The 14,369-nt window shown below is 51.5% G+C and carries 10 protein-coding genes and 1 tRNA gene; all 11 read left to right on the plus strand.

Annotation, left to right across the window (positions count from 1 at the left end; translation table 11 throughout):
* The first annotated feature begins 74 nt into the window (after positions 1-74).
* The 11 genes from DG046_RS05975 (at position 75) to DG046_RS06025 (ending at position 14,173) form a co-directional block, all read left to right on the plus strand.
* Positions 75-359: a hypothetical protein gene (locus DG046_RS05975; RefSeq protein ID WP_159082076.1), complete on the plus strand. Its 285-nt coding sequence runs from the start codon at positions 75-77 to the stop codon at positions 357-359.
* 105 nt (positions 360-464) lie between these two features.
* Entirely contained in the window at positions 465-1,607 is a 1,143-nt protein-coding gene (locus DG046_RS05980) for an acyl-CoA dehydrogenase (protein ID WP_108831594.1), read from the plus strand.
* Positions 1,608-1,622: 15 nt separating this feature from the next.
* Positions 1,623-2,420 carry an electron transfer flavoprotein subunit beta/FixA family protein gene (locus tag DG046_RS05985; protein WP_108831595.1) on the plus strand — a complete coding sequence of 266 codons (798 nt, stop codon included), beginning with the start codon at positions 1,623-1,625 and terminating at the stop codon, positions 2,418-2,420.
* Positions 2,421-2,448: 28 nt separating this feature from the next.
* Positions 2,449-3,459 carry an electron transfer flavoprotein subunit alpha/FixB family protein gene (locus tag DG046_RS05990; RefSeq protein WP_108831596.1) on the plus strand — a complete coding sequence of 337 codons (1,011 nt, stop codon included), beginning with the start codon at positions 2,449-2,451 and terminating at the stop codon, positions 3,457-3,459.
* 171 nt (positions 3,460-3,630) lie between these two features.
* Positions 3,631-4,488, plus strand: coding sequence for a DUF4300 family protein (locus DG046_RS05995; protein WP_108831597.1), 858 nt, complete (start codon positions 3,631-3,633; stop codon positions 4,486-4,488).
* Positions 4,489-4,594: 106 nt separating this feature from the next.
* Positions 4,595-4,670: transfer RNA gene (locus tag DG046_RS06000), tRNA-Val, on the plus strand.
* A 317-nt stretch (positions 4,671-4,987) separates the two neighbouring features.
* Positions 4,988-7,387: an MSCRAMM family protein gene (locus DG046_RS06005; protein WP_108831598.1), complete on the plus strand. Its 2,400-nt coding sequence runs from the start codon at positions 4,988-4,990 to the stop codon at positions 7,385-7,387.
* Positions 7,374-8,036 carry a class C sortase gene (locus DG046_RS06010; protein ID WP_234411471.1) on the plus strand — a complete coding sequence of 221 codons (663 nt, stop codon included), beginning with the start codon at positions 7,374-7,376 and terminating at the stop codon, positions 8,034-8,036. The genes DG046_RS06005 and DG046_RS06010 overlap by 14 nt, the downstream gene beginning before the upstream one ends.
* Before the next feature lie 155 nt (positions 8,037-8,191).
* Entirely contained in the window at positions 8,192-8,635 is a 444-nt protein-coding gene (locus tag DG046_RS06015; RefSeq protein ID WP_159082077.1) for a hypothetical protein, read from the plus strand.
* A gap of 104 nt (positions 8,636-8,739) precedes the next feature.
* Complete coding sequence (locus DG046_RS06020; protein WP_159082078.1) at positions 8,740-10,824, plus strand: N-6 DNA methylase; 2,085 nt, start codon at positions 8,740-8,742, stop codon at positions 10,822-10,824.
* 16 nt (positions 10,825-10,840) lie between these two features.
* On the plus strand, positions 10,841-14,173 hold the full coding sequence (locus DG046_RS06025; RefSeq protein ID WP_108831600.1) for a DEAD/DEAH box helicase family protein: 3,333 nt from the start codon (positions 10,841-10,843) through the stop codon (positions 14,171-14,173).
* The last annotated feature ends 196 nt before the right edge of the window (positions 14,174-14,369 follow it).

Genomic DNA, 14,369 nt, shown 5'->3' on the forward strand with positions numbered 1-14,369 from the left:
CCGCCGAAATAAGTTTATTTTCGCCGGGCGTTTTCGGCCTTTTATTAATGAAGAAAGGGGATGGGTTTCGGTGGATGGCATTCATGGTTTTTTCACATGGAAATGCTTTTATTTTCGCCCGTGAATTTGAAAAATTTTTGTCCATCGAAATGTTTTCAGAGGGCTTCTTCGGGAGTGAAAAGTGGGTTGGGGGCAGTCTTTCGGTTTTTTCGGTAAAATTTTCGAATCTTTTTTTAAATTATTTTTTCGGCGGAAAGCCTGTATTTGCAAGGGTTACACGGTTTTTCGAAGGGGAAGAAAAAAATAAAAGTGAAAAATCTGACAAAAAGGGCTTAACATTGTTAAAATATCGTTTATAATAGAGGTAAGCGGTGTCCGAGGACATCTTTCAAACGAAATGGTTCACACACTGCCTATGTACGATGTTCTTGTACAAATCTTGTCGAAACAAGGGGGATTTGAATATGGATTTTATTATGGACAAACAACATCTACTGTTGCGCCAACTCTATCGGGAGTTTGCTGAAACAGAAGTAGAACCCATCGCCGGTGACATTGACGAGACCGGCGAACCGCCCATGGAAAACATCAAGAAGATGGCAAAGGCCGGATTCTTCGGCGTTCCGTTCCCGAAGGAATACGGCGGACAAGGCGGCGATTACCTCGCATACTCCATGCTCGTTGAAGAACTTTCCAAGAAGTGCGCGAGCACGGGCGTTATCGTATCTGCACATACTTCTCTGTGCTGTGCACCGATTTACGAAAACGGTACGGAAGAACAAAAGATGAAATACTTACCCGACTTATTGAGCGGGAAGAAATTGGGCGCTTTCGGTTTGACCGAACCGAACGCAGGTACCGATGCTTCGGGCCAACAAACCATTGCTGTATTAGACGGCGACGAATGGGTATTAAACGGAACCAAGATCTTTATCACCAACGCCGGTATCGCCGATGTATTCGTTATTTTCGCGATGACCGACCGCAGCAAGGGCAACCACGGCATTTCCGCCTTTATCGTTGACCGCGACGCACCGGGCTTCCGCGTCGGTGAAGCTGAAAACAAGATGGGTATCCGCGCTTCTTCCACTTGCGAATTGATTATGGAAGATTGCCGCATTCCCAAGGAAAATCTCTTAGGTAAAGAAGGCAAGGGCTTTGCCGTTGCTATGAAGACCTTAGACGGCGGCCGTATCGGTATCGCTTCCCAAGCAGCAGGTATCGCTCAAGGCGCCATCGACGAAGCGGTTCAATACACGAAGGAAAGATCGCAATTCGGTAAGCGGTTATCTCAATTCCAAAACACGCAATTCACCTTGGCCAACATGCAAACCAAGGCCGATGCAGCCAGACTTTTGGTTTACCGCGCAGCCGATGCAAAAGGCAAGAAGATTCCCTACGGCCACTATGCAGCTATGGCAAAATTGTTTGCTGCTGAAACGGCATCGGAACTTACCAACAGAGCGGTTCAACTTCTCGGCGGTTACGGCTACATTAAGGACTACCCGGTTGAACGTATGATGCGCGACGCGAAGATTACCGAAATCTACGAAGGTACTTCGGAAGTTATGCGTATGGTTATTGCTGGCTGGATGGGTGTTAAATAACAGGAGGCGTTTACCATGAAAATTATTGTCTGTGCAAAACAGGTACCGGATACAACGGAAGTCCGTTTGGATCCGAAGACGAATACACTGATCAGAGACGGTGTTCCGAGCATTATCAACCCCGACGACAAGGCCGCCATCGAAATGGCTTTGCGTATTAAGGACGAAAACCCGGGCACCACGGTAACGGTTCTTTCCATGGGACCCCCGCAAGCGGAAGATCTCTTAAGAGAAGCTTTAGCTATGGGTGCCGATGACGCGATCCTCTTATCCGACCGCGCATTCGGTGGTGCCGATACGTGGGCTACCAGCCAAACCATCGCTGCCGGCTTAAAGACCATCGGCGACTTCGACTTGATCCTCGCCGGACGTCAAGCAATCGACGGCGACACGGCGCAAGTCGGTCCGCAAATGGCTGAACACTTGGGTCTGCCTCAAGTATCTTATGCCGAAGGTTTAGAAGTTGTTGACGAAAACACCATCCGTGTAAAACGTCAATTCGAAGACCGCTACCACTTAATCGAAATCAAGACTCCCTGTGTCATCACCGCGTTGGCTGAACTTGCCGAACCGCGCTACATGACCGTTTCCGGCGTCTATGATGCATACGAAAAAGACGTAACTGTTTGGTCTTTAGATGATGTAAAAGACAATGTAGATGTGTCCAACTTAGGTTTGAAGGGCTCCCCGACGAAGGTTGTTAAGTCCGAAGCAAAACAAGGCAAGGGCGCCGGCGAAGTTCTCCGCGATCTCTCGCCCGAAGAGGCAGCACACGCCATCATCTCCAAGTTGGAAGAAAAGTACTTGATTTAACATTGGCCAAACAAGGAGCGTGAAAGAAATGAGTAAAAATGTATTTGTCATCGCTGAACAGCGAGATGGAGAATTACAAAAAGTATCGACGGAACTGATTGGTAAGGCCAGAGAATTAGCCGACGACCTTGGCCAAGAAGTTTACGCCATCTTATTAGGCGAAAACGTCAAGGCAAAAGCCGACGTTTTGATCCACCACGGTGCCGACAAGGTTATCGTCGTCGATCATCCCTTAGTAAAGGAATATGTGACCGAGCCCTACGCAAAGTCCATTTACACCATCGTTGAAAGATACGACCCGGAAATCGTGCTCTTCGGCGCTACCTCCATCGGTCGTGACTTGGCACCCCGTTTGGCCGCTCGTATCCACACCGGTTTGACGGCCGACTGTACAGGTCTTGAAATCGACTCTGAAACCAGATTGCTTCGCATGACCCGTCCCGCATTCGGCGGTAACTTAATGGCTACCATCGTATGCCAAAACTTCCGTCCTCAAATGGCTACGGTTCGCCCCGGCGTTATGACCCCCATGGAAAACGACAACGATCGCAAGGGCGAAGTCATTATGGAAGATGTCGGTTTAACGGATGCCGACATGAACGTCAAGATCATCGAAGTAGCAAAAGAAGAAAAGAAGAAACTCGACATTACCGAAGCCAGAATCCTGGTTTCCGGCGGTCGCGGTCTCGGTGGACCGGAAGGTTTCGACTTGTTGGCTGAATTGGCAGAAGCCATGGAAGGTGAAATTTCCTCCTCTCGTGCTTCCGTCGACGCAGGCTGGATCGAAAAAGCACGTCAAGTCGGTCAAACGGGTAAAACCGTTCGCCCCGACATCTACTTCGCTCTCGGTATTTCCGGAGCCATCCAACACTTGGCAGGGATGGAAGAATCGGGCCTCATCATCGCTATTAACAAGAGCGACGCAGCACCGATCTTTGATGTAGCTGACTTAGGTATCGTTGGCGACTTACACAAGATTTTGCCGAAATTAATCGAACAATACAAAAAAGTCAAAGCCGCCAAGGAAGAAATCGACTAATCATTTCGTTTCAAAAAGCTCTTACCCCATGGGTAGGGGCTTTTTTTGTGGGGAAAAAACGGGTATGATCATGGGTGGAAAAAGAGCCCGCGAAGGCGCGGAGAACGGAAGCCGTTCGGAGCAACTCGCTTCGGCTCGACAAAAACCGAAAAGAAAAGTAGGGAATGAATTATGAAGCGAAGAAAAATCATTTTGTTGGGGCTGTGCCTTGTGGCCCTCGCCGCCTGCCGAAATCAGCCTGCCGGCAATAAGGCGGACGCCCCCGAAGGGCGCCGGGCCGCCTTTGCGCCCACATCCAATTTAGTTGAGCCGGCGGATGCCCGACAGGTGCAAGACGCCTTAAAGGGCCCTTTAAACCCGAAGGACGTGGACCGCTTTTTCGATCTGGTTCGCGACTACAACGCCTCCGTAGGGGAAGCCCTTTTGCCCGCCGCTTTCGGCAATAAGGGCGCCCCGGTCTACGACGTGGGAAAAATCATCGACGCGCGGGACAAAAGCAAGGCGAAAGCACCCGACACCAATTGTCGGATCAACGCCTTTCTCCTCTTAAAAGACGGCCTGGTCGTACCCGAGGGCCTCGCCGTAGACGACGCCATGCTTTTTATGGACAATGAAGCCCTGGCCGCCCGTCCTCTGCTCGCCGACGGGGAAACCGCCGCCTTCAGGCGCCTGTTCAGCCGCGTGAAGACCGACGACAGCCGAGATGCCGCCCATCAGGGCCGCGTCATGGAAAAATTTCTGTCTCAAATCACCTTTCCCGCCGACGCCTCCATGGTGTCCGTGGTGCTCCACGACAATCTGGACGGCAATTACCTGTTTATCGGCCACGTCGGCGTCCTCGTAAAAGACCGAGACGGCTACATCTTTGTGGAAAAAATTTCCTTCGAAGAGCCCTACCAAGCCCTGAAATTTCCTACGAAAGCCGCCTGCTACGCCTATTTAGCCGATAAATTCAAAGAAGATCGGGATCCCGACGTGGCGCCGCCTTTTATCATGGACAACGATCGCTGCGTGGGCGCCGCCGAATAAAGGCCGGTGCTTTCGCGCCGCAACGGCCCACGAAAAACTGCGCCCTGTAAAATTCTCTTGCCATTTTCGTAAAAGCTTGGTATACTAATAGTTACCGAAACGGTTTGGAGAGTTAGCTCAGTTGGTAGAGCACTACGTTGACATCGTAGGGGTCGCTGGTTCAAGTCCAGTACTGTCCACCAGATTGCGCACCTGAAAAGGTGCGTTTTTTTATGCCCGAAAAGAAAAGGGGAGCCGATTGCAAAAATTGCCGCCGGGAAGCGGAAAATGGTGCGCCGATTAGGGAGGGAATATGGCATTTATACACATAAGATAAATAAATCGTGATATAATAGGAGAAACCGAGATGAATTTGGTAAAAGGCTTTATTTGATTATAGAAGGATAGTCCTTTTCGATTGGTAGGGACCCGGAGGGAAACCGATACATAGCGCTGCGCGCGTGGAAATCGTTTCGACCCTGCGACCTCGAGCCTTAGTTGTTTTAGAAGGAGTGACGAAATGAAGAGAAAATTAACAGCTCTACTGTTAGCCATGACTTTTGTTTTTGCCACCGTGGCCCCGACGATGGCGGCCAAGCCGGCGAAGGCATCGCCAAATAAGACGGCGGCTGTGTCCGTGGAAGAGTCGAAGAAAGAGAAGTCCGGGATAGTCGCGTTTATTGAAAACCTGCGTCCCTCTAAATCGATGAGATCTACAGAGGGTAGCCGGGAAAAAAATAGAACGGCGGGAAGTGCACAGGCACGCTCTGGTGAAGGCGCAGCACAGGGCGCGGACCCGAAAGAGAAAGAGAAGTTCAAAAATCTTTTCAGTCTCCTCGACGAGTCAGGCAAGAATATTGACGGAGCAGGATTGCGCATCGTTAAAGAAAGCGGGGATCATGACATCGTTGCTCCTTGGACGAGTGGACAATCGGCAATCGAAGTCAGCTTGCCCGCCGGGAAATATATATTTGTAAATAGTTCAGTAACTCCGGGCTACAAGCCTGCAAAGCCTGTTAATTTTGAAGTTACTGACAAAGGAACGATAACAGGAGCCGATGATCATGTGAAGGTAATCGACGAGAAAAAGGTCCTGGTTTTGGAAGCTGAAAGACAGGATGGTAAAACTTTCTTCGGTATAAAAGAGAAACTCGGAAACAACGTAACCGGTGCGGTGTTGCAAATCATGGATAAAGACAGTGAAAAAGTTATACATCAATGGTCAAGCGAATCGGGATTCGGTTTCTATGAATTGCGTCCCGGAGACTATGTACTTTTACAAAGTGAAGCACCTGAAGGCTACGAGAAAGCCGATCCCATTGAGTTTACGATTGATGAGCACGGAAAAATCAACCCCGAGCCCAAACAACTAAAGATGATTGGCAATGACCAATGTCTATTCCTTGAAGCTAAAAAAGAAACGGGTAAACTCTTCTTCAGCCTTCGCGGCATCGACAACAAGGATTTGGCCGGAGCAAATGTCACAATAAAACAAGACGGCAAGACGTTTGAAAAAACATTTGTAACGAAGGATCAGCCTGTTGAATTGCCGCGGGATAAGGGCGAATATGAACTGACCGTAACCAAATTGCCCGAGGGCTATAAGTTTGGAAAAGACACCATCAAATTTGAAATCAAAGATGATGGTAAAGTCGTACCTGCCGAAGCCGATAAAGAATATCTGGAAACCAAAGACGGCAACTATACCCTGTTCTTAAAGGCAGAGCCCGTGGAACCTCAAGTTTTCTTCGGCCTGAAAGACAGCAACGGCAAGGGCATTGTCGGGCTGGAACTAAAGATTCAAGGCAATAACGGCAAAGTCATCAGTTTGGTCAGTGGCGAAAGGGCCATCGGGGTGAATTTATCCGAGCTTCCCGACGGTGCCTATGTTTTCTCCCAAACCAATGTGCGCTACGGCTATGAGGCGGCAGAGCCAATTCAATTCACGATGAAAGACGGAAAAGTCATTTCGCCATCATCTGGCCTTACCAACTTGGGGCCCTATCAAGAACTGACCTTGGTCAGCAAAAGCGCTAAGCGCGTCGTCACGTTCTCGAGAGTCGATTCCCTCGGCAAGCTCCTTCTCGGAGCCGAAATCGAAATCTACAAAGACGGAACCAAAATCGCCTCCTGGAAGAGCGGATCCGATCACCACAAGCTGGAACTGGAAGCCGGCGTCTACAGATACCACGAAGCCGCTGTCGTCTTGGGCCACAAAATCGCCAAAGACTTTGAATTCGAAGTGAAAACCGACGGATCCATCGTCCTTCGCGGCATTCAATTAGGCGAAAACGTGAAACTGAAAGAAGGCGGCCACATCTGCGTCGGCGAATCGGGCGGCAAGCTCGAGGAAGATCCCAACAAGAAGCCCGAGGAAAAACCGGGACAAAACAATCAAAAGAAACCGACCACCGACACGAAACCCGAAGCCAAAAACCACTGGGTAGAATTCGACGTGGCGAAAAAAGACGGCACCCTCCTCGAAGGCGCTGTCGTGGAAATTTACCAAAACGGCAAATTGCTGGAAAGCTGGACCACTTCCACCACGGGCTACAAGACCCAATTGCAACAAGGCAGCTACCGCTTCCACACGAAGACGGCGCCCCAAGGCTATCAACTGGCCCGCGACTTTAACTTTGGAGTGAATCGCGACGGCAGCATCACCCTGGGCAAGCTCCAATCCGGTGACACCGTCACCGCAAAAGACGGCAGAATCGTCGTCTACGGCGATCCCATCTCCGCCACGGGCACGCGCACGACGACCGGCACCACCACCGCCGCTCCGAGCAACGGCCGTCTGCCCAAGACCGGCGACGGCATCAGCCCCGTGTTCTACGCCGTGGGCCTCGCCGCAGTGGGCGCGGTAATCCTCGGCATCGGCCTTAAAAAGCGGAGAGAATCCGTCGATGAAGTCAAGTAAACACAAAAACAGACAAGGGAAATTCCTGATACTTCTGGGGATTTCCCTTCTCCTTATCGGGGCGGCGATTCCCGTGAAGGTGCATTTGAAAAACGAAAAGCAGAAAAAAATCGCCCTGGCCATGGAAGAAGCCATGCTGAAAGAGGCGAGCAAGAAAAAAGCCGCCGCCAAAAAGCCGGCGGCAGCCGAGAAAGGCGCGGCGAAATCCCTTCAGGAAGACGCCATCACCTACGAAAACGCCTTGGGCGTGATCCGCATCGACAAAATCGACGTGGTGCTCCCCATTTTCGACAACACGAGCAAAAAAAATCTCCTCCTCGGGGCCGGTGTGGTGAAAACCACGGATCCGCCGAGCACGGAGAAAAACACCATCACCGTCCTGGCCGGCCATCGGGGATCGGGCAAGGGCCTGGATTTCTTTTTGCACATCAACAAACTGGAGCCCGGCGACGAAATAAAAATCACCACCCGCAAACAGGTCCTTTACTATAAAGTCTACGGAGACGAGGTGGTGGAGCCCGACGACTGGAGCCGCTTCATTCGCGAAGAAGACAAGACCAAGCTCTACCTCATGAGCTGCCACCCCTATCCGAAAAACAACAAGCGCCTCTTGGTGAAATCGGAACTGGTGGGCATCAGAGATCTGTAAGGAATACAGCCACGGAGAACGCCTCTGTGGCTGTTTTACGTGGCGAAAGAAAAAGAGGGACACGGGCATAGCCGATGAAATCAACGGGCGCAAACAAGGCCTGTGTGGGCGATGCGCCTATTCGCCCGAGCGGTATGGACAATAAAGGAGATGACATGATAGATTACAAGAGAAAACATGAAACAGGCGATCGCTTCAGCCTCCACGACGCCCACATCATCGCCATGGACTACGATTACGAAATGGAAGAGCTGCGCCTCCTTCCCCAATACGGCTTTGTCGATATACAGGCCGATACCATGGTGGACGGAGAGGTCGTCATCACCGGCGTGTCTTTCGAAGATTCCTACGTGACGATTTTGGAATACAAAAACGTCTTAGCGGGCAATGTGGGCAGCTTCGTCGGCGAAAAAATGACCCTCACAACCTTCCTCACCGCCTTTGATTCAAAATTCAAAGCCATAGACATCATGAGCACCTACCACGGCCACAAAATCTGCTTCATCACCGGCTACCTGAGCCGCGACGACGAGGCTTTGGAAATCAACATGGACATCTTTTACCGCGGCGATTTCATCTACCGGGTAAGGGAGGAATAAGCATCCATCGGGGAAACCCGGTGGACTTTTTTTGTGGGGCGAGAGCGTGGAAAAACGTATTCATCCTATGATATGATAAAAAGATAAAGAAAGGGGAGAAAGCCATGCTCACAGGCGAAACGCGCAACAGAATCGACGGGATTTGGACCACCCTTTGGACGGAAGGTTCCACCAATCCCTTAACCAATATCGAACAAATCACTTATTTGCTCTTTATGAAAAATCTGGACGAAATCGAACTGGCAAAGGAAGAAGACGGAGAGCTCCTGGGCCTGGAAGTGCACAGCATCTTTCCCGCCGACAAACAGCACTACCGTTGGAATAAGTTTAAAAATTTCCCGGCGGCAGATATGTTTCGCCTCGTCAGCGAAGAAATCTTCCCCTTTATTCAAAACCTTCAGGGCGACGAAGGCGACACGGCTTTTTCCCGCTACATGAAAGATGCCCGCTTCCTCATTAACAAACCTGCCACCTTGCAGCGGGTGGTGGACGCCATGGACCGGCTGGACGTAGACAACGCGGACATGAAGGGCGATATTTACGAATACCTCTTATCGAAACTACAAACCTCCGGCACCAACGGCCAATTCCGCACGCCTCGCCACATCATCGACATGATGGTGGATTTAATGGCGCCGCGTCCCACGGATGTGATCTGCGATCCCGCCGCCGGCACCGCGGGATTTTTGGCATCCTGCGCCAACTACCTGCGGAAGAATGAGCGTGAACTCTTTTACGACAAGGACAAGGCGCGGCACTACCATCACAGTATGTTTCACGGCTATGACATGGATACCACCATGCTTCGCATCGGTGCCATGAACATGATGCTCCACCGCGTGAAAGATCCTCAAATCGCCTACCGGGATTCCCTTTCTCGGGACAACACGGATCGAGGCGTGTACAACCTGATTCTTGCCAACCCGCCCTTTAAAGGGAGCTTGGACAGCGAATCCGTGGCGCCGGATCTCTTGGCCAATATAAAAACGAAAAAGACCGAGCTACTCTTTGTGCAGCTGATTCTCGAAATGCTGCAAATCGGGGGACGGGCGGCGGTCATCGTGCCCGACGGCGTGCTCTTCGGCTCCTCCAAGGCCCACAAAAATCTGCGCAAAGAATTGGTGGAGCACCACCGGCTTCAAGGCGTGATCTCCATGCCCAGCGGCGTATTTAAACCCTACGCCGGGGTGTCTACGGGGATTCTGCTCTTTACGAAAACGGGCATTGGCGGCACGGAGGACGTGTGGTTTTACGACATGACCGCCGACGGCTACAGCTTAAACGACAATCGAAGCCCGGTGGAAGAAAACGACATTCCCGACATCATCCAATGCTTTAAAACCATGGAGGATCAAAAAGACAAGCCTCGCACGGGCAAATCCTTTATGGTGCCGAAAGAGGAAATCGCCGAAAACGACTACGACCTTTCCATTAACAAGTACAAGGAAATTGAGTACGAAGCCGTGGACTACGATCCCCCGGAAGAAATCCTGGCCCGAATCGACGGCTTGGAGCGAGAAATCCAAGAGGGATTGGCGGAACTGAAGGCCTTGGTGGGTAATGTGTTTAATGAATTAGAAAAAGCGGGAGGGGAAAAGGTCAAGCTAAAGGAGCTGGCGAAAATTAACCCTCAGAAATCAGAGGTAAAAGAATTAGACCCGAATACCGCCGTGTCCTTCGTGCCGATGGAAGATGTTTCGGAGACCGGCGAACTAAATTTATCCCAAGAAAGAACCCTGGGCGAGGTCTATAAAGGTTTTACTTACTTTAAAGATGGAGATGTCGTCGTCGCAAAAATAACGCCTTGTTTTGAAAACGGCAAGGGCGCATTGATGAAGGATCTGGTCAATGGGATTGGATTCGGGACAACGGAATTCCATGTTTTGAGAGCAAAAGACTTATCTCATTTGAATCCGATCTGGCTTTTCTATGTAACGCGGTCGAAGCGATTCAACGCCTATGGCGAGATGCAGATGACAGGTTCGGCAGGTCAAAAGCGGATTCCGAAAAGTTTTTTGGAAGATTACGAAATCACCCTTCCCCCCATCGCCGTGCAAAATCATTTCGCCGATGTCGCCACGACCATCGAAGCGCAAAAGGAATCCCTCCGCGCATCCCTTTCGGAGCTGGAAACTTTATTTGACGCCCTCATGCAGGCGGCTTTTTCGGGGCATTTAAACCAATCTTAATTGAAAGGAGGCGGCCATGGCCGGCAATTTCGACTTTTTACTTTCCCAATCGGATTACAGCGACTTCGCCCGGGCGGCGGTGGATGCGGAGCGCTCCATGCTCATTTCCACGGTGAATTGCGCGGCGGCAACTCGGCGCGCCCTGGAGCTTGCGGTCAAGTGGGTTTACAAGGTGGATCGGGATCTATCCATTCCCTATCGGGACAATTTAAGCACCTTGACGCGGCATGTGGATTTTTTAAACATCATCGACGCGGATTTAGAGCCTTTAATCGTTTACGTGATCAAGTTGGGGAACTTGGCCACCCACACGGGCAAGATCATTTCAAAGACCAAGGCCGTGGTGGCGCTGCGCAATCTTTTTGCCTTTATTCAGTGGATCGATTACTGCTACGGCGCCCGCTACGAGGCCCGGATTTTCGATGAAAATTTGATTCCTTCGGCGGATCAAGTGGTGCTGAAGGGAAAAGGGCAGCCCATCCCCGAAGAGGACGATGTGCCCCTTGTCGAGCAGCGGGAAGCCACTGACGACGCCATGCAGGCACGCCTCACGAAGAAGCGGGCTGCCGCCGAAGCCAAGGGAGCGTTTCGGGTGGATCACGTGTCCGAGGCACAGACGCGCAAGGAGCTTATCGACGTGGACCTGGCCCTGGCCGGTTGGGTCGTAGGGAAAAATGCCGAAGCGGAGGTGGAAGTATCGGGGATGCCCAATTCCACGGGCAAGGGCTATGTGGATTACGTGCTTTATGGCACAAACGGGCAGCCTTTGGCCGTGGTTGAGGCGAAGAAAACGGCGAAGAGCCCCGGCGATGGCAGGCATCAGGCCCGTCTTTACGCCGAGTGCATGGAGGCGCGCTACGGCCGCCGGCCTTTCTACTTCACGACCAACGGCTTTGAAATTCGCTTTACCGACGACGGCGCCGAGCGGCGGGTGTCGGGCTTTTACAGTCGGCGGGATTTGGAGCGGCTCATGAATCGGCGGGGGCTTTCCCGCTCCTTGACGGTGGATCAGCCGAAGGCTTCCATTGCCGGCAGGCCGTATCAGATTATGGCGGTGAAGGCGGTGATGGAGCGCTTCGAAGCCAATTACCCGGCGGCGCTTTTGGTCATGGCCACGGGAACGGGCAAAACGCGTACGGCGGCGAGCATTGTGGACATGATGATGGGGGCCAATCGGGCGACGCGGATTTTGTTTTTGGCGGATCGCGTGGCTTTGGTGAAGCAGGCCATGAGGACCTTCGGACAATTGCTGCCGGATCTGTCCATTGCATCGGTGGGCGAGGGGAAAACCCGCCCCGAGGAGCTCGCCACGGCGCGCATGCTTTTTTCCACTTACCCCGCCATGATCAACGCCATGGACCGCATGCGCTTAGAGGGCAAGGAGCGCTTTTTCACCGTGGGCTATTTCGATTTGATTATTATCGACGAAGCCCATCGCTCCATTTACGAGCGCTACAAGACCATATTCGATTACTTTGACGCGAAGATCGTGGGCCTGACGGCCACGCCGCGGGAGGATTTGGACCGCAATACCTACGATATTTTCGGCTTGGAAGTCGGAGATCCCACCTTTTATTACGAAATGGGCGAGGCGGTAAAGAATGGTTATTTGGTGGATTACCGCACCCGGGAAGTGAAGCTGAAATTTCCCGAAGAAGGGATTCACTACGATCAACTGAGCCCGGAGGAGCAGGCGCGTTTTGAAAAGCTCTTTGCCGTGGAGGCCGGGGAGGACACGGTGCCGGGAAGTGCCATTAACAAATGGTTTTTTAATGTAAACACCGTGGATATTGTGATTAACGAGCTGATGGAGCGGGGCGTTCGCGACGGCACGGGCAATGAAATCGGCAAGACGATTATTTTCGCCGCCAATCAGCGCCACGCGGAATTGATCAAGGAGCGATTCGATGTGCTCTATCCGGAAAAGGGATCGGACTACGCCGATGTGATCACCCACGCGGTGCAGTATGCCCAGGATCTCATCGACCGCTTTTCCGTCAAGGAAAAAATGCCGCGCATCGCGATTTCCGTCAATATGTTAGACACGGGAATCGATGTGCCGGAAGTGGTGAATCTGGTGTTTTTCAAGAAGGTCTTGTCCAAGACTATGTTTTGGCAAATGGTCGGGCGGGGAACGCGGCTCTGCCCCGATTTGTTCGGCCCGGGCGAGGACAAGGTTTCATTTTTGATTTTGGATTACGGCGGAAATATGGAGCGATTTAGTGTGCCGTCGAAGCCTTCGACGGAGACCATCACCCGATCGCTCACCGAGCGAATTTACATGGCGAAGGCCCATTTGATTTACGCTTTAGAGGCTGGGCCCTTCAAAGGCGAAGAGTACAGTCGGTGGCGTGTTGCGTTGGCGGACGAGTGGAAAACGGCCATCGGCAAGCTCAACACGGAGCTTGTGGCGGTGCGGGAGCAGTTAAATTATGTGTACTACTTCGGAAATGAGGCGGCGTGGAAGGGCATGTCCCGCGGGGATTTAAACACGTTGGAGGATCGACTGGCTCCGCTTATTCATGCCATTACCGACGACGAAAAAATTCAGCGCTTTGATTTGGCTATGTACACACTGGCCGGAGCGAGGGCCATGGGTGAGAGCGACGAACGGTCGATGGAAAAGGTGCGGGCTTGGGCTTTGGCGCTGTTGGAGAAGCAGCGGGATCTGCCTGCCATTGAGGCGCGGGCCTTTGAGCTAAATCAATTGGCCTCCGAAGATTTTTGGGTTCACGCCACGCCGCTCATGATCGAAGAAATGCGGGCGGAGCTTCGACACCTGATGTCCCTATTGCCGGCTCGTCCGGCGACTCGTAGCAAGTTCGGCGATTTCACCGACGATGTTCTCACTGTGAATGAAGGCGGCTCTATTAGCAATGTCGGCCAATTCGAAAATTACCGTGCCCGAGTGGAGGAACACATTCGAAGCCGGGTGAAGGACGATGCTGTTTTAAATAAGGTCTACAACAACGATCCGCTCAGCGTCGAAGACATGGCTCATTTGGAATCCATCCTATGGCACGATTTGGGCACGAAGAAGGAGTACGACGACACCTTTGGCGAGAAGGCCATTTTAAAGTTGATTCGAGAGATCAACGGCTTGTCTCCGGAAGCGGTGCAAAGAGCCTTTGCCGATTTTCTGAACCGATACGAGCTTAGTTTCGATCAAGGGCAGTTTGTGCGCATGATTATGGAATATTTCGAACACAACGGATATTTGAGTCTTATGGGCTTCAGCGAAGAACCCTTTAAGAGCTTAGGATCCATCACGCGGCTGTTTAAAGACGAGCGGGAGAAGTTAAATTCCATCGTGGACATTGTAAAAGCCTTAAACGGCAATGTGGCGTAAGTTAAATTTTGAAGATATGATTCAGCGGAGAAATCAATCAGACATATTGTGCAGAACTAATTATCGAACAATTTCGCAAAGGGCACCGGAGGCGGTGCCTTTTTCCTTGGGCGACAATTCCTTTACAATGTGGGTATTTCGTCTAAGAATCGCGTGGGATCGATCCATTGATTTTCTCCGGCGGGTATAATGTTGA

The organism is Aedoeadaptatus coli (assembly GCF_900343085.1).
In the GTDB taxonomy this organism is placed as follows: Bacteria; Bacillota; Clostridia; order Tissierellales; family Peptoniphilaceae; genus Aedoeadaptatus; species Aedoeadaptatus coli.

Bases quoted from the DNA above. Each gene is read 5' to 3' on its own strand.
- DG046_RS05990 (WP_108831596.1), top strand. From the start codon at position 2,449: ATGAGTAAAAATGTATTTGTCATCGCTGAACAGCGAGATGGAGAATTA.
- DG046_RS05995 (WP_108831597.1), top strand. From the start codon at position 3,631: ATGAAGCGAAGAAAAATCATTTTGTTGGGGCTGTGCCTTGTGGCCCTC.
- DG046_RS06025 (WP_108831600.1), top strand. From the start codon at position 10,841: ATGGCCGGCAATTTCGACTTTTTACTTTCCCAATCGGATTACAGCGAC.
- DG046_RS05985 (WP_108831595.1), top strand. From the start codon at position 1,623: ATGAAAATTATTGTCTGTGCAAAACAGGTACCGGATACAACGGAAGTC.
- DG046_RS06015 (WP_159082077.1), top strand. From the start codon at position 8,192: ATGATAGATTACAAGAGAAAACATGAAACAGGCGATCGCTTCAGCCTC.
- DG046_RS06010 (WP_234411471.1), top strand. From the start codon at position 7,374: ATGAAGTCAAGTAAACACAAAAACAGACAAGGGAAATTCCTGATACTT.
- DG046_RS06020 (WP_159082078.1), top strand. From the start codon at position 8,740: ATGCTCACAGGCGAAACGCGCAACAGAATCGACGGGATTTGGACCACC.
- DG046_RS05980 (WP_108831594.1), top strand. From the start codon at position 465: ATGGATTTTATTATGGACAAACAACATCTACTGTTGCGCCAACTCTAT.
- DG046_RS06005 (WP_108831598.1), top strand. From the start codon at position 4,988: ATGAAGAGAAAATTAACAGCTCTACTGTTAGCCATGACTTTTGTTTTT.
- DG046_RS05975 (WP_159082076.1), top strand. From the start codon at position 75: ATGGCATTCATGGTTTTTTCACATGGAAATGCTTTTATTTTCGCCCGT.